This window comes from Eubacterium sp. BL-380-WT-2B, assembly GCF_009696115.1.
In the GTDB taxonomy this organism is placed as follows: domain Bacteria; phylum Bacillota; class Clostridia; order Eubacteriales; family Eubacteriaceae; genus Eubacterium; species Eubacterium callanderi.
The window spans coordinates 115,929-134,092 of the sequence record NZ_VUMP01000003.1; the positions used below are offsets into that span (position 1 = coordinate 115,929).

The 18,164-nt window shown below is 56.0% G+C and carries 25 protein-coding genes; 22 read left to right on the plus strand and 3 right to left on the minus strand.

Annotated elements, in window-relative coordinates:
* Nucleotides 1-2 precede the first annotated feature (2 nt).
* The 12 genes from moaC to FYJ53_RS21780 all read left to right on the plus strand — a co-directional run bounded on the left by moaC (nt 3) and on the right by FYJ53_RS21780 (nt 7,066).
* Entirely contained in the window at nt 3-494 is a 492-nt protein-coding gene (gene moaC / locus FYJ53_RS06625) for a cyclic pyranopterin monophosphate synthase MoaC (protein ID WP_176731164.1), read from the plus strand.
* A complete protein-coding gene (locus FYJ53_RS06630; RefSeq protein ID WP_013379739.1) occupies nt 491-931 on the plus strand; it encodes an MOSC domain-containing protein in 441 nt (146 codons plus the stop codon). Before moaC ends, FYJ53_RS06630 begins: the two co-directional genes overlap by 4 nt.
* A gap of 93 nt (nt 932-1,024) precedes the next feature.
* Complete coding sequence (locus tag FYJ53_RS06635) at nt 1,025-2,392, plus strand: sensor histidine kinase KdpD (RefSeq protein ID WP_013379740.1); 1,368 nt, start codon at nt 1,025-1,027, stop codon at nt 2,390-2,392.
* Complete coding sequence (locus tag FYJ53_RS06640) at nt 2,385-3,074, plus strand: response regulator transcription factor (RefSeq protein ID WP_013379741.1); 690 nt, start codon at nt 2,385-2,387, stop codon at nt 3,072-3,074. Before FYJ53_RS06635 ends, FYJ53_RS06640 begins: the two co-directional genes overlap by 8 nt.
* Before the next feature lie 159 nt (nt 3,075-3,233).
* The gene (locus FYJ53_RS06645) at nt 3,234-3,704 is read left to right on the plus strand and encodes a hypothetical protein (RefSeq protein ID WP_013379742.1); all 471 of its coding nucleotides are present in this window, start codon (nt 3,234-3,236) and stop codon (nt 3,702-3,704) included.
* 26 nt (nt 3,705-3,730) lie between these two features.
* A complete protein-coding gene (locus FYJ53_RS06650; protein WP_013379743.1) occupies nt 3,731-4,249 on the plus strand; it encodes a hypothetical protein in 519 nt (172 codons plus the stop codon).
* Nucleotides 4,249-4,524: a hypothetical protein gene (locus FYJ53_RS06655; protein WP_013379744.1), complete on the plus strand. Its 276-nt coding sequence runs from the start codon at nt 4,249-4,251 to the stop codon at nt 4,522-4,524. The genes FYJ53_RS06650 and FYJ53_RS06655 overlap by 1 nt, the downstream gene beginning before the upstream one ends.
* A gap of 46 nt (nt 4,525-4,570) precedes the next feature.
* Nucleotides 4,571-5,131: a hypothetical protein gene (locus tag FYJ53_RS06660; protein WP_013379745.1), complete on the plus strand. Its 561-nt coding sequence runs from the start codon at nt 4,571-4,573 to the stop codon at nt 5,129-5,131.
* A 12-nt stretch (nt 5,132-5,143) separates the two neighbouring features.
* Nucleotides 5,144-5,791: a hypothetical protein gene (locus FYJ53_RS06665; RefSeq protein WP_154557235.1), complete on the plus strand. Its 648-nt coding sequence runs from the start codon at nt 5,144-5,146 to the stop codon at nt 5,789-5,791.
* Between the two features lie 39 nt (nt 5,792-5,830).
* The gene (locus FYJ53_RS06670; RefSeq protein WP_013379747.1) at nt 5,831-6,328 is read left to right on the plus strand and encodes a hypothetical protein; all 498 of its coding nucleotides are present in this window, start codon (nt 5,831-5,833) and stop codon (nt 6,326-6,328) included.
* 154 nt (nt 6,329-6,482) lie between these two features.
* A complete protein-coding gene (locus FYJ53_RS06675) occupies nt 6,483-6,752 on the plus strand; it encodes a type II toxin-antitoxin system RelB/DinJ family antitoxin (RefSeq protein ID WP_013379748.1) in 270 nt (89 codons plus the stop codon).
* A complete protein-coding gene (locus FYJ53_RS21780) occupies nt 6,749-7,066 on the plus strand; it encodes a type II toxin-antitoxin system RelE/ParE family toxin (protein WP_013379749.1) in 318 nt (105 codons plus the stop codon). Before FYJ53_RS06675 ends, FYJ53_RS21780 begins: the two co-directional genes overlap by 4 nt.
* A gap of 54 nt (nt 7,067-7,120) precedes the next feature.
* Here the strand turns inward: FYJ53_RS21780 and FYJ53_RS06685 are convergent, their stop codons facing one another.
* The gene (locus FYJ53_RS06685; protein ID WP_154557236.1) at nt 7,121-8,473 is read right to left on the minus strand and encodes an MATE family efflux transporter; all 1,353 of its coding nucleotides are present in this window, start codon (nt 8,471-8,473) and stop codon (nt 7,121-7,123) included.
* A gap of 123 nt (nt 8,474-8,596) precedes the next feature.
* Between FYJ53_RS06685 and FYJ53_RS06690 the strand changes: the two genes are divergently transcribed.
* From FYJ53_RS06690 to FYJ53_RS06705, 4 genes are all read left to right on the plus strand, one after another.
* Entirely contained in the window at nt 8,597-9,121 is a 525-nt protein-coding gene (locus tag FYJ53_RS06690; RefSeq protein WP_013379751.1) for a PadR family transcriptional regulator, read from the plus strand.
* Between the two features lie 77 nt (nt 9,122-9,198).
* Nucleotides 9,199-9,978, plus strand: a complete 780-nt coding sequence (locus FYJ53_RS06695; protein ID WP_013379752.1) for a nitroreductase family protein — start codon at nt 9,199-9,201, stop codon at nt 9,976-9,978.
* An 11-nt stretch (nt 9,979-9,989) separates the two neighbouring features.
* On the plus strand, nt 9,990-10,352 hold the full coding sequence (locus tag FYJ53_RS06700) for a helix-turn-helix transcriptional regulator (protein WP_013379753.1): 363 nt from the start codon (nt 9,990-9,992) through the stop codon (nt 10,350-10,352).
* Nucleotides 10,353-10,367: 15 nt separating this feature from the next.
* On the plus strand, nt 10,368-11,126 hold the full coding sequence (locus FYJ53_RS06705) for an EFR1 family ferrodoxin (RefSeq protein ID WP_013379754.1): 759 nt from the start codon (nt 10,368-10,370) through the stop codon (nt 11,124-11,126).
* 2 nt (nt 11,127-11,128) lie between these two features.
* Here the strand turns inward: FYJ53_RS06705 and FYJ53_RS06710 are convergent, their stop codons facing one another.
* Nucleotides 11,129-11,710, minus strand: coding sequence for a LysE family transporter (locus FYJ53_RS06710; protein WP_013379755.1), 582 nt, complete (start codon nt 11,708-11,710; stop codon nt 11,129-11,131).
* A 142-nt stretch (nt 11,711-11,852) separates the two neighbouring features.
* On the opposite strand from FYJ53_RS06710, the gene FYJ53_RS06715 reads away from it, so the two are divergent.
* From FYJ53_RS06715 to rsgA, 3 genes are all read left to right on the plus strand, one after another.
* Nucleotides 11,853-12,395 carry a helix-turn-helix domain-containing protein gene (locus FYJ53_RS06715; RefSeq protein WP_337926963.1) on the plus strand — a complete coding sequence of 181 codons (543 nt, stop codon included), beginning with the start codon at nt 11,853-11,855 and terminating at the stop codon, nt 12,393-12,395.
* Nucleotides 12,396-12,435: 40 nt separating this feature from the next.
* On the plus strand, nt 12,436-12,945 hold the full coding sequence (locus FYJ53_RS06720; RefSeq protein ID WP_013379757.1) for a GNAT family N-acetyltransferase: 510 nt from the start codon (nt 12,436-12,438) through the stop codon (nt 12,943-12,945).
* 208 nt (nt 12,946-13,153) lie between these two features.
* The gene (gene rsgA / locus FYJ53_RS06725; RefSeq protein WP_013379759.1) at nt 13,154-14,239 is read left to right on the plus strand and encodes a ribosome small subunit-dependent GTPase A; all 1,086 of its coding nucleotides are present in this window, start codon (nt 13,154-13,156) and stop codon (nt 14,237-14,239) included.
* Between the two features lie 179 nt (nt 14,240-14,418).
* Here rsgA and FYJ53_RS06730 read toward each other — a convergent pair whose 3' ends face one another.
* Complete coding sequence (locus FYJ53_RS06730) at nt 14,419-14,799, minus strand: helix-turn-helix domain-containing protein (protein WP_013379760.1); 381 nt, start codon at nt 14,797-14,799, stop codon at nt 14,419-14,421.
* Between the two features lie 185 nt (nt 14,800-14,984).
* Here FYJ53_RS06730 and larC point away from each other — a divergent pair, with 185 nt between their 5' ends.
* The 3 genes from larC (at nt 14,985) to larB (ending at nt 18,159) form a co-directional block, all read left to right on the plus strand.
* Nucleotides 14,985-15,485: a nickel insertion protein gene (gene larC / locus FYJ53_RS06735; protein WP_013379761.1), complete on the plus strand. Its 501-nt coding sequence runs from the start codon at nt 14,985-14,987 to the stop codon at nt 15,483-15,485.
* A gap of 23 nt (nt 15,486-15,508) precedes the next feature.
* A complete protein-coding gene (locus tag FYJ53_RS06740; protein WP_013379762.1) occupies nt 15,509-17,293 on the plus strand; it encodes a hypothetical protein in 1,785 nt (594 codons plus the stop codon).
* Between the two features lie 116 nt (nt 17,294-17,409).
* Nucleotides 17,410-18,159 (plus strand): nickel pincer cofactor biosynthesis protein LarB, encoded by a 750-nt coding sequence (larB, locus tag FYJ53_RS06745; RefSeq protein ID WP_013379763.1) that lies wholly within the window; start codon nt 17,410-17,412, stop codon nt 18,157-18,159.
* Nucleotides 18,160-18,164 lie beyond the last annotated feature (5 nt).

The following is an 18,164-nucleotide window of genomic DNA, read 5'->3' on the forward strand; positions in this document are numbered from 1 at the left end:
CCATCTCAGATGAATTTACCCATTTTAACGAAGAAGGCCGGGGCCGCATGGTGGACGTCACCCACAAAAAGGACACTGCGCGCATGGCCCTGGCCCGAGGCGCCATTTACATGAAGCCCCAAACCCTTGAGAAGATCCTGAGCAACCAGATGAAAAAGGGGGATGTGCTGTCCGTGGCCCAGATCGGGGGCATTATGGGGTGCAAGCGCACCTCGGAGCTGATCCCCATGTGCCATAACATCCTCATCACCGGCAGTGACCTGCGTTTTGAGCCCGATGTGGAAAACAGCTGTATCCACATCGAGGCTGAGCTCAGGACCACAGGCAAAACCGGTATTGAGATCGAAGCGCTTACGGCCGTTTCGGTGGCGGCGCTGACCATCTACGATATGTGCAAGGCTGTGGACCGCGAAATGGTCATCGGTGACATCAGGCTCATTAAGAAAACCGGAGGCCACTCCGGCACCTTTGAGCGGAAGGAGGAAAAGAAATGAAAGGAAAGGTCATTGCCATTAACCGGAGCGAAAAAAAGGGCGTGATGAAAACCCCCATCGGTGAAGGCGTGTTTATTGAAAAGTTTGGACTGGAGGGCGACGCCCACGGCGGCGACTGGCACCGCCAGGTCAGCCTGCTGGGGCAGGAGAGCATTGACAAAATGGTGGCCCTGGGCGCCGGCGAGCTTGAGCCCGGCAATTTCGCTGAAAACATCACCACGGAGGGCATCACCGTTTATGAGCTGCCTGTGGGCACCCGCCTGAAAATTGGCGAGACCCTGCAGGAGGTCACCCAGATTGGCAAACAGTGCCACAAGGGCTGCGAGATCGCTAAAAAAGTAGGCGACTGTGTCATGCCCAGAGAGGGGATTTTTACCATTATCCTGAAAGGCGGCGTGGTAAAGCCCGGAGACACCATCGAGGTGCTGGAGGATTAGATCAGCCTGAGATCGGCGCAAAATTGCGCCGATCTTTTTTTGCTTTTAAAGCTTGCTCAGATCGAGTATAATAAAAGTAAGGAGGAGAGCGCTATGTGGATGGAATTGCTGGCAAGTTTTATCACCTTTCTGGGGCCGCTGTTTATGCGGTATTACCCTTTCCGTAAAAAGCTGAGGATACCAGTCTGGGCATTGGGGCTGACGGTTGCGGCTGTCTGGGCCGGAGTGATGGCAGGTATTCTGGTTTTTGGCTATTCAGAAGAACACTCCGCGGACATTTACCGCAATATCACCTTTGTCCTTTTCTTTATTATGTCCTGCTTTGTGATAAAGGACCGGTTTGTACGGCACTTTTTTGTCTATCTGATCTCCTACACGCTCATGGCAGTGAATATCGGCATCGCCCAGTTTGCCATGGTGCGCCTTGGCGGCGGGTTTCTGACCATGATTCTTTTTACCCTGCTGTTTGACCTGCTGACTTACCCGGTGATTTTTTACTTTTTCCGCAGGATGCTGGAGCCAGTCATGGATCTGGACAACACGAGAATCTGGAACATCATATGGGTGCCGCCTCTGCTGTCTGCCATCCTTGTATCCGTCGCTACACCGGGGATGCTGGGCGCAGATCAGATCAGCTATGTGGCGATCCGTTCGCTGCTGGGGCTGGTCAGTGTGATCACCTGTGCGATTCTGGTCATCTGTCTGGGGCATGTCCGCGAGCAGGCCAGGAAGGAGAGCGCCCTGGCACGGGTACAGGAGGTAGCCGATATGAAGGAGAAATTTCTCCACAGCCTGTCCCATGAGCTGCAGCTGCCCATTACCGTTGTCTCTGGATTTGCCCAGCTCACTGGAGCTATGATGGGGGACGCGGCGATTGACCGGGACGCTGTCCGGGAGAACATGCGCCGGGTGGACAGTGAGGCCGGACGCATGGAGCGGCTGGTAACTCAGCTTCTGGACGCTGCCGCCATCGAGAACGGCAGCTTTGCCCTGATGCGCCAGCCCATGGATCTGCCGAGCCTGCTGGAAACCGCCGCCAAAACATATTTTCCGTTGATCGACACCGGACGGCACAACACCATTGAAGTAAAGGCAGCTGCTGGTCTGCCGCCTGTGTACGGCGACCGGGAACGCCTGCTGCAGGTCGTGCTCAATCTTATTTCCAACAGTGTAAAGCACACCGAAGAGGGGCAGATTACGCTTGAGGCAGAGCTCGAGGACACAATGGTGGCCGTAGCCGTTGCGGATAATGGCGAGGGGATTCCGCCGGAGCTGATGCCCAGGCTGTTCATACGGCACAGCGTAAGGCGCACCCCGGACTGCAGCGGCCTGGGGATGTATATTGCAAAGCAGATCATAAATGCCCACGGAGGAAAAATCAGCGTTGAAAGTGAGCCGGGCAGTGGAACCATCGTCCGTTTTACCATACCGGCAGCGAAAGGGGGAGGGCAGGATGAATGAAAAGAAAACGCCTGTGATACTGATGGTCGAGGATAATGAACACGTGCGGGCACTCAACTGCTCGGTGCTGGAGCGCGCTGGTTACAGGGTGCTGACCGCAAAGAGCCTTGCGGAAACACGCCGGATTCTGGCAGGCAAGCCCGGCATCAGCCTGGTGGTGCTGGATATCCTGCTGCCAGACGGCAACGGGCTCGCGTTTATCAGTGAGCTGCGCCAGTCCACCCAAGCGCCTGTGCTTTTGCTGAGCAGCCGGAGGGATTATGAGGATATTGTGAACGGTCTGACGGGCGGGGCGGACGACTACATGACAAAGCCCTACCGCATCGAGGAGCTGCTGGCCCGGATCGTGGGCCTGCTCCGACGGAGGGAGGCGATGTGTCCGCCAGCCGAGGTGGCGCGGGGACCTCTTGTGATGGATACCGTCGCCCAGAGAGGTTTTCTGTTTGACCGGGATATGCTGCTGCAGCCAAGGGAGTATGCCATTCTTTTGTTCCTGATCCAAAATGAGGGCAGAGGCATATCCGCCGAGCAGCTCTACGAAGCTGTCTGGAAACTCCCGGCCGCCGGCAATGCGGGGGCAGTCAGGACAGCGGTTTCCCGTCTGCGCAGAAAGCTGGCGGGCAGTGGCTATACCATTACCTCTGGCCGGGGATCGGGCTATTGCTTTGAGAAAGAATCATAAAAAACAATCCCATAGGTTACAAATTCGTAACCTTTCTACTTTTTGGAAGAGGATCGTTGTATAATAGAGGCAGGGGCAGGCAGCCCCGAAAAAACAGGAAGCTGACAATTGCGCGGCTTCCTGTTTTATTTATAAGGTATTGCGACAGGAGGAGGCATTATGGAACATTCCAAAATTAAAAACATCATCATCGGTATCCTGGCGGTGCTGCTGCTGGCGGCTGTTGGCTTTATCGCCTGGTATTCTACCCGGCCAGCGGCGCCGGAGCTGGAGCGGAGCGTGGTTTCCCTGGCGCCCACGCCCACAGGCCAGCAGGCGCCGGACGGAATCCAGATTCCCGGCTATCCACAGCTCGCTGCCGACAGTGCCACAGGCGTTGTGAGTGTGATGTTTCAGAATCCAGAGGGGAACCCCTGCTATTTTCAGATCGACCTGGTGCTTCAGGATACCGGCGAGACCATCTACAAATCCGGTTTGCTTGAGCCCGGCACAGGGATCGAGAACCCAAAGCTTGGCACCATACCAGACCCCGGCGTCTACAGCGCCGTGATTGTCTACAACACCCGGAGCCTGACGGATAACAGCCCCATGAACGGCGCGTCGATCCAGACCGAGCTGACTGTTCAGTAAAACGATGATAGAAAAGGAGTGGCTTGATGAAATTTAAGCGATTAACAGCTGCCGCAGCCACAGCGGTTCTGCTGCTGTCCATGGGAGGGAATGCCCTCGCGGCTGGAGAACAGGGAGGCGAAACCCCCATGTCCATCCGTTTTCTGGTAAAACCGGATTATGTGGTGGTCATGCCCAAAAGTGTGAGCCTGAGCTATGACCGGAGTACCGACTATTCGCTGGGCGCCGTATACGCCCCGCAGGTAACCATGCCCGAGGGGAAGGCGCTGCGGGTGAGCATTCCCGACCGCGCCCTGAGGCTGTCCCTCAGTCCTGGCCAGCCTGGCCGGGGAGAGCTGGCCTATTCGGCTTATATGACACCCTGGCAGCAAAAGGACGGGCCAAAAACCAGCGAGGCCCTGCTCCGCCAGGGCGACCGGTACAATCTGTACGCAAGCTTTGGTTTTGACGAGGCCCGGCAGGCAAGCGCTGGAAAATACAGCCCTAAAAGCCCGGCCAAGGGTGATACCCTGTATCTGAAATTTGAAGTTGTGGAGGTGCCGTGATGAGGCGTTTCATAATAACCCTGTCCCTTGCGCTGCTGACCCTGCTCTGGTGCGCCCCGGCGCTGGCGCAGGAGGGACAGACCTATGGCAGCGATCTGACCGTCAGCGTTTCCCAGGAGCTCATCGACGCGGACCGGGAGATGCCGGCTGAGGATAATCCGCGAACCGGCGGTGTTCTCAACGCCCGGGAGGCCGGTTTCCTGGCGGCTGGCACAGCGGCCATCGGCGTATTGGGCGCTGCGGCCCTTTACAGAAAAAGAAGCCGAAAAGAGTAACGCATCCGTTCAGGGTGATAAAAACAAAGCACAAAAGGAGTAAATCATGAAAAAGAAAATAAGCGCGCTTGTTCTGGCGCTCGGTTTCCTGCTGCTGGCTCAGCCGGCTTTGGCCCAGGGAGAGCCTCTTCCCGAGACAACCGTTCAGTCAGATGAAAAGGGTGAGGCCAGCGGAGGGAGCGAGATCAAGGTTACCTTTAAGCTTCCGGCTTATACGCTGGTTATCCCGAAAAGCTTAACTTTTGGCGATGCCTTCTGGGCAAAGAAGCAGCGCTACACAAAGGATTTTGAAGTCTCTATCCGTGGCATGGAGGAGGAAGCCCAGAGGCTGGGCTACTCGGTGGCTGTTAAGACAAGCGGCAGCGGATCGGGCGGCGCCTATACGCTGGAAAAGGGAACCGGCGGCCCCACAATCGCCTACACCGTTAAAAACGGGGACGCAGACATCCCCGCCAACCGCGAGTTTGCTGCCTTTAAGGCAAATAATACACCCCAGACAGGCACCGTCACGCTGAACGCGCCGGAAGACAGCGCCAATGCCGGGCAATATCAGGGAAACCTGGTATTTTCGGCGGCACTGGTTCCCCCGGATAAGACAACCCCATAAGGAGGCAATTTTATGAAAAAGAAAAAATACTGCATTCTGTCCCTGCTGCTGGCCCTGTGCCTGCTGTTTTCCGCCCAGCCGGTTTTTGCCGGGGGCGGGGATCTTCCATTGGTAACCCCCACGCCGATTCCCCCGCCGAAGGAGTACCCCTCCAATACCGACGGCAGTGCCGAAGGGGATGCGCAGGTCAGCGTTACCCTTAACGCGTCGCCAAGCTATTCACTGGTCATACCTCCCTACATCAAGGCCGGCAATAATGGGATGATCTACCAGTACGATGAGGACGGAAGGACGATCCCCTTTGAGATAAGCATTAAAAACTGCAAGACTTTTGAATCCGGTTTATACCGCATAGCCGTAACCGTTACCGGAAGCGGCGGCCCAGACGATGATGAATTTTGGCTTGAAGGTGACGGAGGCGGGCAAACGTACGAGCTTGCCTATAATCTGTATAAAGAAGAACCCGCCGGTAACTTTACAGAAGTAAAGCCGCATGAGGAGTTTGCCAGCTTTTTATATCCCTTCAATGAAGAAGAATCAAAAGCTGCGGGAAAGGTAGTTCTGGCAAATCCGGAAAAGCTGCCGGTAAAAGGATCCATGACTTTAGTCGGAAATCTTAAATTTGTCGCAAGGGTCGTCAATAAAGGCGGCATCAGCTAAGCATAAAGCCGCGGCATGTGCCGCGTGGGAGAAAACATTATGAAAAAGAGATTAACACTGTTCCTGCTGGTCCTGTTCCTGCTGAGTGTACAGCCGGCTCTCGCGGCTGAACAGGAAATCACACCCGGCCCTGGCGCCGGCGGGGCCGAGGGAACGGTAGAGGTTGATATGAACATTGATGAGGGATTTGTGGTCGTGATCCCCGGTGCCCTCACCATCACACCTGGAGTGGGAGGCCGCGAATACGCTGTGGGCGAGGTGCGTCTGACCGAGATGCACCTGTATGGAAGCCGCAGCCTGCGCCTTGCCCTGCCCGGCGGCATCCGTCTTGACAGCGCTGTGAGCCCCGGCAACTGGGTAGAGGCTTCGCCCTTTATTGGACAGCCCGGCGGCGCAAGGGAAAACGAAACGCCGCTCTATCTGGATACCCCAGTTCCGGTCAGCGTCTCTTTTGCCCGCCACGCCTTTGCAAACGCAGTAGCCGGCAGCTATCAGGGCATTATCCGCTACGATGTCCGGATCGTGCAGGAACAGTAGGCAGGAGGCGATTTGATTTTGCCTCAAACCTTCAGCTCTGTCTGAAGTCTGAGATCGGCACAATTTTGTGCCGGTCTTTTTTTGCTTTTATCCTTGAAATGGTGTATAATAGAAGTGCAAATTATGTGCAATTGATAATGAGGAGGACAGAATAATGGATACCACCAATGTAACGGTCCGAATGGATAAAAAGCTGAAGGAGGAGGCAGACGCGCTTTTTTCTGAGCTGGGGCTTACCACCAATGCGGCGATTAACGCTCTGGTACGGCAGGCTGTACGTGACGGAAGTGTGACCTTCAAAATAAAAAAGACGCCGGATCACCTTGACAGCCTGATCGAGGAGGGCTATGAAGACTTCTTAAAAAGAAAAGGACGCCCGGCAAAAGAATTTTTTGCAGAGATGCAGGAGAAATATGGTGAATGAAAAGCTATGAGGTGATTGTTACTGACGCGGCACGAAAGGATATTGAAAGGATATGGCGGTATATTACTACAGAACTTTTCGAACCAGATGCTGCAAAAACTTTTAAAAAAAGATTAATGTCAGAAATTTTAAAGCTGGGGCAAATGCCTGCCCGGCACTCCATTTACAGGAAAGAGCCCTGGGCCGCCCGAGGCATAAGATTTTTTAAAACAGGTCATTTTCTCACGTTTTTTATCATTCTGGAATCAGAGCAGCAGGTTTACGTTTTGCGAACCGTATATGAAAAAAGAAACCTGGAAGATATATGGAATTGAGCTCAGACGGGCACGGCACCATTTTGTGCCGTGCTTTTTTATATTCAAACAAACCTATTCCCGACCCAAAGCCAGTTCCCTGTGAAGCCGCGCGGCCATGAACACCGTCACAAGGGCGGAAAGCACGTCCGCCACGGGCTGGGCGTACAGGATACCGTTCAGGCCCCAAAAAACCGGGAGAATCAGAATGACCGGGACAAAGCAGAGCCCCTGCCGGCAGGCGCCCAGGATACAGCCCTCCCTTGCCCTGCCCATGACCAGAAACAGAAATGAGTAGACCGTATAAAAGCCAAAGAGCGTGAAAGACAGGCCGTTTGCCCGGAGCGCGGCCGAACCAATCCGGATCATTTCCATATCCTCCCTGGTAAACAGGGACATTAGCTGTGGGGAGAAGAAAGCCACTGTCAGGCCAAAGGCCGCGCAAAAAAGGGTTGACCACAGAATGGCGGTTTTGATGGCTTCGTGAAGCCGACCCCATTTTCCGGCGCCGTAGCTGAATCCGGCAATGGGCTGGAAGCCCTTCAAAAACCCAAACACCACCAGCGAGCCCATGGACATGATCTTGGTGAGCGGCCCCATGGCAGCCAGGGCAGAGGCGCCGTAATCCTTGGCGGCGTCGTTGATCATGCCGATGGAGAGGCTGGTCAGCAGCTGGAAAACCAGTGTGGGAATCCCGATTTTCAGAATCTCAGACAGGATCTCCCGGGAAAAGCAGCACTCCCTGGGACTGAAGCTGAACACGCTTTTTTTTCTGAGAATATAGCCAAGATAGACCAGAGTAGAGACCATCTGGGAAAGGGCGGTGGCGATGGCCGCGCCGGCAGCGCCGAAGCCGAGGGTATAGATGAAAACAGGGTTCAGCGCCACGTTCAGGACAGCGCCGGCCATGAGCGCGCACATGGCGGTTTTGGCCGCTCCCTCGCTGGACACAAGGTTGTTCATGGTGACGTTAAACACATTGAAGATTGAAAACAGGATGTAAATACGGGTGTAGGCGAGGGCGTCGGGCATAACGCTCTCGAGGGCGCCGAGCTGTTTTAAAATGGGCTCCAGAAAAAGGATCGAGCCGAGAATGACGAGGGCCCCGGTCAGAATACTGCTGTAAAGGGCGGTGCTGGCCACCTTATTGGCGGTCTCACCATCGCCCCGGCCCAGCAGCCTTGAGAGATAAGCGGCGGCGCCGTTTCCAAAAAGCAGGCCGAGGCCCACGACGATCTGGCCGAGGGGAAAGGCCACGGTGACCGCGCCCATGGCATTGGTCCCGAGGCCGCCGACAAAATAAGTGTCGGCCAGGTTATACAGGGCGTTGATGAGCATGCCCATCATGGTTGGGAGCCCCAGGGCCAAAAGAGCCCTGGGAATGGGAGCGCTCCCGAGCAGCGCCATTTTAGAGTGGTGTTCTTTCATGTTAAAATCTCCTTTTACTTGACATGGATTGTAAAATATAGTACTATAAATTATAGCAAAATAATTGAGGAACCCATAATACTATAAATTATAGTATCTGTCAAGAAGAAAGAGGAGGTTATTATGGCAACCATTGATCTGATTGTACTCGGCATGCTCAGAAAGGAAGCCCTGAGCGCTTATGATATCCAAAAGCAGGTAGAATACCAAAACATATCCAGATGGGTAAAAATCAGCACGCCCTCCATCTATAAAAAGGTCATAAAGCTTGAAGAAAAGGGGTATATTAAAAGCAATGCTGTGAGGGAGGGAAAAATGGCGGAGAAGGCCGTCTATTCCCTGACCAGCGCGGGTGAAAGGGAATTTGAGAAGCTGATGTCGGAAATCGCCTGTAAACCCATCAATATTTTTCTGGATTTTAACGCGGTCATCGTCAATCTGGACAGCCTTACGCCCGCGGATCAGAAGCAGTGCCTGGACAACATTGAGGCGAACATAAAAAACCTCAAGGGCGATCTGGAAGAAAATATGGCGCTGAAGGAAAACCTGCCGGAGATCCCCGAAACCGGCAAGGCTGTGCTGCGGCAGCAGTTTATGCTGGCCGAGGCCATCGAGGGCTGGATCGCAGCGCTTAAGGAACATTTTTAATGGTAACGACTTTCTTTACCAATGTGGCACAATTTATTCGATCTGCTATAATGGTTAAAGAATGTTAACGAAAGAAGGTGGAAGTCATCAATCAACATCACATTAAAATTGACAGGGAAAAATGTATCGGCTGCGGCCTGTGCGAAAAGGACTGCGTGGCCCACAACATCGCGCTGGAGGACGGAAAGGCCCGTGTAAGGGCCCAGGATTGTATCCTCTGCGGGCACTGCGTGGCAGTCTGCCCAAAGGCGGCGGTCGCCATCAGCGGTTATGGGGAGGCACCGGTCCCGGACAGGGGCGGACGTCTGGAGCCCGAGGCGGTGCTGGGCGTAATCCGCCGCCGCCGTACCATCCGGCAGTTCCAGGACCGGGAAATCCCCGAGGCTGTGCTCGCGCAGGTGCTGGAAGCAGGAAGAATAACCCATACCGCGAAGAATATGCAGGACGTTTCCTTTATTGTGCTGGACAGGGAAAAGGAAAAAATCGAGCAGATGGCGGTCAGGCTGTTCCGCAGGCTCAAGCCTCTGGCCGGGCTTTTCAGCCCTCTGGCGCGGCGCAGCCAGATCGGCGATCACTTTTTCTTTTTTCACGCGCCCATCGTCATTGTCATTGCCGCAAAGGCCCCGATCGACGGGGCGCTGGCGGCTCAGAACATGGAGTTTGTGGCAGAGGCCAACGGGCTGGGCGTGCTGTTCAGCGGCTTTTTTACCACAGCCGCGGGCGCGTCGCGCGGGATCAGGAAAACCCTTGGCATCCCCAGGGGCAAAAAGGCTGTCACCACACTGGTGCTGGGCTACCCGGCGGTGAAGTACCAGCGGTCAGCCCAGCGTGAGGCCCTGGATGTCCGGTATTTATAGGAGTGAGCCCTATGGAAAAAACATGTGAGGAGCGGATCGCTGAGATCACCCAGGGCTTTGAGGCCTGCCGGAATGCCTTTACAGCCATCGGCGATGAGACCAGGCAGCTCATCCTGCTGGTGCTGCTGCAGAGCGACCTGTCCGGTATCCGGGTGGGTGAGATAGCCGAAAAAACCCACCTGACAAGGCCCTCGGTTTCCCACCATCTCCAGATTTTAAAGGAGGCGGGCATTGTGAACATGCGGCGGGAGGGAACCCGGAACTACTATTATATCAGCGCGGATGAAACCCAGTGGAAAGCCCTGGCAGAGCTGGTAAACAAGATTTACGACGGCGTGGTGCACATCGGCGGAAACGGGCGCCCAGGCCTTTGAAAGGAGCGGTTTAAGATGATTTTATACTTTTCAGGCACCGGAAACAGTGCCTACACAGCCAAAAGGATCGGACAGGAAATCCAGGACGAGACCCTGAACCTTTTTGATAAAATAAGGAAACAGGACCACAGCGCCCTGTCCTCAGAAAGACCCTGGGTGGTGGTCGCGCCCACCTACGCGTGGCGGATTCCCCGGGTGGTGCGTGACTGGCTCATGAAAACAGCCCTCGAGGGCGCCCGGGACATTTATTTTGTGCTGACCTGCGGCGGCAGCATCGGCAACGCCGGTGCTTATCTGAAAAGGCTGAGCGAAGCCAGAGGCCTGCGCTTTCGCGGCTGCGCAGGGGTCAAGATGCCGGAAAACTACATTGCCCTTTACGACGCGCCCGGCAGGGAGGAGGCCCTGGAAATCATCGGCCGGGCCGAGCCGGCCATCAGCGGTATTGCCCGGCTCATCGGGGAGGGACAGCCCCTGCCCGGGCAGGCCGTCGCTTTTAAGGATAAAATCCAGAGCGGTCTGGTCAACGATGTCTTTTACCCGGCAGTGGTGCGTGCCGGCAAGTTCCGGGTCACGGACGCCTGTATTTCCTGCGGAAAATGCGAGGCGGTATGCCCCCTTTCCAATATCCGCCTGGAGAACGGAAGACCCCGATGGGGGAAGCGCTGCACCCACTGCATGGCCTGCATCTGCCGCTGCCCCAGGGAGGCCATCGAGTACGGCAAGCACAGCCAGGGACAGCCGCGCTACCGCTGCCCAAAGACGGTTGAAGACTGATTTTACAGGAAAAGCGACACTGCGCAGTAAACCAGTAAAAGGGCCATGACCAGGCTTACCGCTTTGGTATGCCTTGCGAAAAAATGGCAGAAAGCCGCGCCGAACAGGGCCCAGACAAAGGAGCCGGACGCGCCGATGAGGGCCAGGAGCGCCGTGAACCCGGCCAGGGCCCAGGGAGACTGGTAAACCGGCAGAATATACAAAGACATGGCAGTAATGGCGTAGATATAAATCTTGGGATTGGCGAACTGCAGGAGCATGCCCGATAGAAAACGGGCCTCTCTGCCGCCTTCGGCCTTTAAATCCGCCGCGCTTTTCCAGACCTTCCAGGCAAGATACAGCATATAGGCGCCGCCGAGAACCTGCATGACAAGCTTTACCCTGGGCAGGAGGGTGTAGAGCGCTGCGCTGAAAACCGTACAGAGCGTCATAATGACCGTGAACCCGGCCAGGATACCCAGGTTAAAGCGGACGCTGCGTCTAAAGCCCAGCCGGGCGGCGTTGCTCATGGAGAGCAGGTTGTTGGCCCCCGGCGTGTAGGCAGTGATGAAGCAGTAAAGCAGAAAATCGTATAAATGGAACAAATCGCACACCTCTTTCCTTTACAAAAGTGCTTTTAGATTATATAATAATACAAAGTGAATATTATATCGCACAATATGTGTGATATAATGATATAACTTGTGCGATATATTGTCAATAGAAAGGTGTGTTTTTTTGGATACCATGAATCAGATCATTGCTAAAAATATAAAAAGGCTGCGTGAGGAGCGTAAGCTGAGCATGGAGGAGCTCGCGAGGCTGAGCGGTGTGAGCAAAAGCATGCTCGCGCAGATTGAGCGGGGAGAGGGCAACCCAACCATATCCACCCTGTGGAAGCTCTCAAACGGTATGGGCGTTCCCTTTGACGCGCTGACCGTCCGCCCCAAAAACCCCTATGAGATCGTGAAAACAGCCGAGCTCCAGCCCCTGCTTGAGGACGATGGAAGGGTGAAGAACTACGCCCTTTTCCCCGACGATGAGAACCGCCGCTTTGCCGTCTATTATCTGGAGCTGGATAAGGGCAGCTATTGGGCGTCTGAGCCGCACCTCAGAGGAACCACTGAGTTTATCACTCTGTTTGCGGGCCGTATTGAAATCTGTACGGGCGGCCAGCGGCTTACAGTGGAAAAGGGTGAAAGCGTGCGGTTTAAGGCCGATACCGCCCATTCCTACAGGAATACAGGGGATGAGACCGCCGTGCTGCACATGATTCTTTTTAACCCGTGATGGCAGCGCGGAATTTTGATAAAACAACGGAGGCAGAAAGATGGTTATCCGACAGGAGACAGAAAAGGATTATGATGAAGTTTACGCGGTTGTGAAGGCAGCCTTTGAGCGCGCGGAGCACAGCGACGGCAATGAGCAGGACCTGGTGGCTGCCCTGAGAAAGGGCGGAGCCTTTGTGCCGGAGCTCTCTCTGGTCGCTCAAAAGGACGGCCGGATCGTCGGGCATATCCTGTTGACCAAAGGCTCTGTGGGCAGCCGGGATGTGCTTGTTCTGGCGCCGCTGTCCGTACTGCCGGAAAACCAGAGCCAGGGCATTGGCAGCGCGCTTATGGAGGCAGGGCGCCAGGCCGCAGAGGCCCTGGGCTATGACTATATCACCGTGCTGGGGAGTGAGGACTACTATCCCCGGGCGGGCTACATTCCCGCGGAGCAGCTGGGTATCCGGGCGCCCTTTGAGGTGCCGCCCGAAAATTTCATGGCTCTGCGCCTGCGTGAAGACGCGGGCCCGGTGAGCGGCGTGCTGCGGTATGCGGCGGAATTTGGCCTTTGAGGGCAAAGCTTAAGGGCCAGGCCAGGGGCTTTGCCTTTGTCCCGGAATATGTTAAAATGAACCGGAACCAATAAGTGAAAAGGAGAAAATGATTTATGTATAAAAACCGTAAAACGGATCTTGCAGCAGGCCGGGAGGTCTGCGCAGAGTAACGCGGCAGAAAACCTCCCATAGGTTTGTATCATACAACTTTAAGGAGGAAAAAACATTGAATAAAATAGTATTGAAGCAGATGGGAATGAACGACCGGATAATAAAGGCAGCAGGTGAATACAGCGGGCTTTACCCCGGGCGGGTGGTATCACAGTACAAGGATGCTTACAGAGTTATGACCGAAAGCGCCGTGCTGATAGCCGAGGTCTCCGGCAGGCTCCGGCATGAAGCGGAGGGGCCCGCGGATTTTCCCGCAGTGGGCGATTTTGTCATGCTGGACCGGGAGAGCGACGCGGGCGGCCATGCCATCATCCACCATGTGCTCCCGAGAAAAAGCGCCTTTATCCGCAAGGCGGCGGGCACAGCCCAGGAGGAGCAGGTGGTTGCCAGCAATATCGACACGGTCTTTATCTGCATGGCCATGAACAAGGATTTTAATCTGAGGCGGCTGGAGCGCTATCTGGCCATTGGCTGGGACAGCGGCGCAGCGCCTGTGGTGGTTCTGACCAAATCCGACCTGTGCGGCCATCCGGCAGAGCGCCTGGCGGAGGCGCAGTCAGTGGCCATCGGGGCAGACGTCATCATGACCACGACCCAGGGGGGCGGAGACTTTGAGGCCGCCATGCCCTACATGCGGCCCGGGCAGACCGTGGCCTTTATCGGCTCATCCGGCGTGGGCAAGTCCACGCTCATCAACGGCCTGGCCGGCGAGGAAATGTTTGCGACAGGCGGTCTGAGAAACGATGACAAGGGCAGGCATACCACCACCCGGCGGGAGCTGATTAAACTGCCAGACGGCGCCATGGTCATCGACACACCGGGGATGCGTGAGCTGGGCGTGGAGAGCGCAGACCTGGACAGAGCCTTTGCCGACATCGAGGCCCTGGCAGAGGAATGCCGGTTCAGGGACTGCACCCATACCACCGAGCCGGGCTGCGCGGTACTCCGGGCAGTGGAGGATGGCGCGCTGGGCGCGGACCGGTTCGCGAGCTACCAGAAGCTGAAAAAGGAAGCAGGCTATGAAGGGCTGAATTCGAGGCAGATCGAGGCCAAGAAGCTTGAGCGGATGTTTGAGAGCGTGGGCGGCATGAAAAACGCCCGGCGTTTTATGAAGGAAAAAGACAAAAGAAGAAAGCGATAGCAGGAAAGCCACAGGACCGGCGCAATTTTGCGCCGGTCTTTTTGTATTTATGGACAAAAGCTTAACGAAAGATTTAGCGATAATGCGCTGAAGGCAAATGACTTGCATTCAATGAAATACGTGTTACAATGGAGGTAAGAAAATGTTTACATCAGCAGGCCGATACCCCAGGGGCGGCATCAGGGCAGCTGGCTGCAGCTTTTGCAGGAGGGCAGCTCTGCCTCCAGGTCTCTGGTGGTATGGGCCTTGGCCCAGGCGCAGATGCTCTGGAGAATGGGCAGGACAGACCGGCCCTTATCGGTCAGGGCGTACTCAACCCTTGGGGGGATCTCATTGTACTGGGTGCGGGCAATAAGGCCGTCGGCGATCAGATCCTTGAGCATGGCGGCCAGGACCGTATCGGTAATGTTGCTCAGCTCTTTTTTCAGCTGTTTATAGCGCATGGTATCATCGGTGGACAGAACGCAGATGATGCGGGCTTTCCATTTGCCGCCAAAGGCCTCCAGTCCGTGCTCAATGGGGCACATTCTTTCTTTTTCAAGTTTGTGCTGGTATTTCATAAGCGCCTCCTCTTATTTGTTAAGTTTATTCTAACATAAATCCGGCCAGCAAAAAGAAGAATTTAAGATTTCCCCATTACTCATTAATTTATGAGTGGCTCATAAATTTGTGAACAACTTGTTTTAGAGGAAAATGATGCTAAAATGAATTAAGAGAGCGATTGCATCAGGAAAAGGAGGGAGCAATGGACATTCATTCTAAAGACGGACTTGTTTTTATGGTACAGGCCGACCACCTGAGCGGCGAGTGCGTCGGGCAGGCCATCGGCCATCTCTACACCGCCGGGGCCGCGAACGTGCAGGTGGTGCCGGCCATCACCAAGAAAAACCGGCCGTCCTATCTGTTTTTTATCGACTGCAGGCCGGATTCGGCAGACAGGGTAGAGGAGGCCATTGCCGGGGAGCTGACCAGCGGCGGCTGGCACCGCATGGACACAGTGCACCGCTATCAGTACAATGAGAGGCTGAAGCGCCCCGTGGAACTCTGTTTTCAGGGAGAGACGCTCCACTTTACCGTGGAGGGCAAGAAATTTGAGAGCGGCAGCCTGCGGCCCGAGCACGACAGTGTAGTGGCGCTGCGGGAGGCGGTTTATGAAAAGTGGCATAAGCCCGTGACCTACGAAGCGGCTTATCATATGGCGGTTTCAGCATTGCTGGACAGTGAAAAAAGTGTATTTCAAATTTAAAGGAATTTTCAGGAGGTAGTATCATGAATGATAACGCAAAATGCAGAGTGATCTCTGCGGTTGAGATGGCTTCGGTATCCAATATTTCAAATCTGACCAACGACCGGATCGAGGCCCTGGCTGGGGGTCACGGCATGGTCAACATGGCCATCCACACTGTTGCCAATGTGATTACAGACGAGCTGTTAAAAGGGGAAAAGCTTTCCATTGAGTTCGCGGACGCCAGACGCCTGCCCATCGACGACATCATGGAAAAGGCTGTCAAGGTCGCCAAGAAATCCGGCGCCGATGGGGCCAACGCGGCCTTGATCACAGCCTGCATCATGTACCTGGCAGGCTCTGCCGCCCAGGTAGGCATTCCGGCGGGCAACCGGAAGCTGGGAGCCACGGCCCGCATGCTGGCCGGCGTGGACCGCAGCGGCGTGGCAGCCATCCCGACCGCCAAGATGAACAATAAAATCTCCGCGTTCCCGGCGGTGCTGGCCATCAACAAGGCCATGCTGGAGGGAACCCTCTCCACGCTGGACGGGCGCAATGTGCCCATGAACGTTGGCGGCGGCCCGCTCTACGGCCACAGCGCCCTGGGCGAGGACTATGTCTGGCCTGAGCTGGCGGTCAACGGCGCGCGCATCGGCACCCAGGCCATGCTGGACGCTATGGCAGGGGCAGTGATGGTTCCCCATCCCTTCACCGCCGCAGTGCTGGGCGCAGCGGCGATTCTTGAAATCATCCACCCCGACGCCGAGGTGCCAGAGGGCGAGGGCGTTTACGGGCGCACCAGCTCGGCCTATCTGGTGGGGAAATCCGCGGTGGCTACCGCAGGACTGCCGGAAGAGGTGCACTTCAAGGTAACGGGCGAGGCAGTGGACACCGCCAAGCTGGTGGGCGATGTGGGCCTGATCCTCAAGGACATTGGCGCCCCGTCGGTCATTGGCATGATGGCCTTTGATGAAATCTTTTCCTGCTTCCAGGAGGGCATCGCGGGCTTTTCCGGCGGGCCGGTCAACGCGCCCCTGGGCCATGTGGGCGCCTACGCGGTCATCGGCATGAAAGCCCTGATCAAGAACGGCGGCGACGCGGCCAAAACTGGGCAGGAAATCGTGGCCGAGCGCAGTGCCTGCTCCTTTGATCCGGAGGTGGCCCAGCTCAGCATTAACACCATCTGCCGCAAGGCCAATGAGCTGTGGCGCGGGCCGGTGACCAATATGCTCATCGACGCCACCGAGCCGGCAAGGGCCTGGGCCATCCACCGCCGGGCAGAGTACGCCTATGATCAGATGATGACAGGTACCAGCCTGGAAGACATCGTCTCCAAATTTGACGACGACCGCATCGCAGAGGTTGAAAAGAACGCGGGTGTCCTGCTCTCCGGCATGGTGGGCGAACCGGTGAGCATCAAGGTGCGCCGGATTGAGCCTGCTGCCCGCAGAACCTCTAAGCTGGCCCAGAAATACTGGTCCTTTGACCCCTCGGTTGACATCACTGTGACTGTGGGCGACAACGTGGCCGAAATGGACGGCTTTGTCCATGATATTATTCCCAGGGTTGTGAAAGGGGAATGTCAGGATGTGGCCTGGGCCGTGCCTCTGGGCGCAGCGGTCATGGATGAGCTGGCCCTGTGCGCCTGCAGTATTCTGAATGTGACCGTGCCCGCGGCTGTGGCGGCTGCCATGAAGAAGCATGACCCCGCGGAGGCGGCAGATATTGTGGAAAAAGCCGCGCACCTGACCCGGGCCATCCCGGGCGGCAAGTTCGCAGCCCAGAAGGTTGCGGCGCTGGCCCTCAGTATTGTGGAATACCAGGCATAGCCTGTAAACAGCATCCCCTCTTCAGCAGTGTGACCGCCCGCGAATCCGAGGATTTTGGGATTCGCGGGCGGTGTCTGTCTGCGGCGGGTACATTAAAGGAGAAAGGGTAAAATGAAATGACAAAAAAAGAAATGGAACGCATTTTAACCGCGGTGCGCTCTGGCGCCATGGGTGTCGGGCACGCCCTGGAGCAAATGCAGGAAATGCCCTACAAAGATCTGGAATACGCCAAGGTGGATTATCACAGAGAGCTGAGAAACGGCTTTCCTGAGGTTATCTACAGCCCCGGGAAAAGCCTTGAGCAGATCCAGGGCATTGTGGCCGATATGCTTGCGCGCACAAAAGGCAATATCCTGGCCTCCCGGGCCGATGAGCAGGTCTACGCGGCCATCCGGGAGCTGACCGAAGACGCCGTCTATTACAAGGACGCCCGGTCGGTGGTGGTCAAGCGCCAGGAATACCCGGTATCCGAGGAATATATCGCAGTGGTGACCGCAGGCACCTCGGACATCCCGGTGGCTGAGGAGGCAGCTGTGACCGCCATGGTCATGGGCAACGCGGTGCGGCGGCTGTATGATGTGGGCGTGGCCGGAATCCACCGGCTTTTAGACAACGTGGAGGTCATCAACGGGGCCCGGGTCATCATTGTGGTGGCAGGCATGGAGGGCGCGCTGGCCTCAGTGGTCGGTGGTCTCACGGACAAGCCAGTGATCGCTGTGCCCACCAGCATCGGTTATGGAGCCAACTTTGGCGGCATCTCCGCCCTGCTGGGCATGCTGACCTCCTGCGCCAGCGGCATCGGCGTGGTCAACATCGACAACGGCTTTGGGGCGGCCTGTATGGCCTCGAAAATCAACCAGCTTTAGGAGGC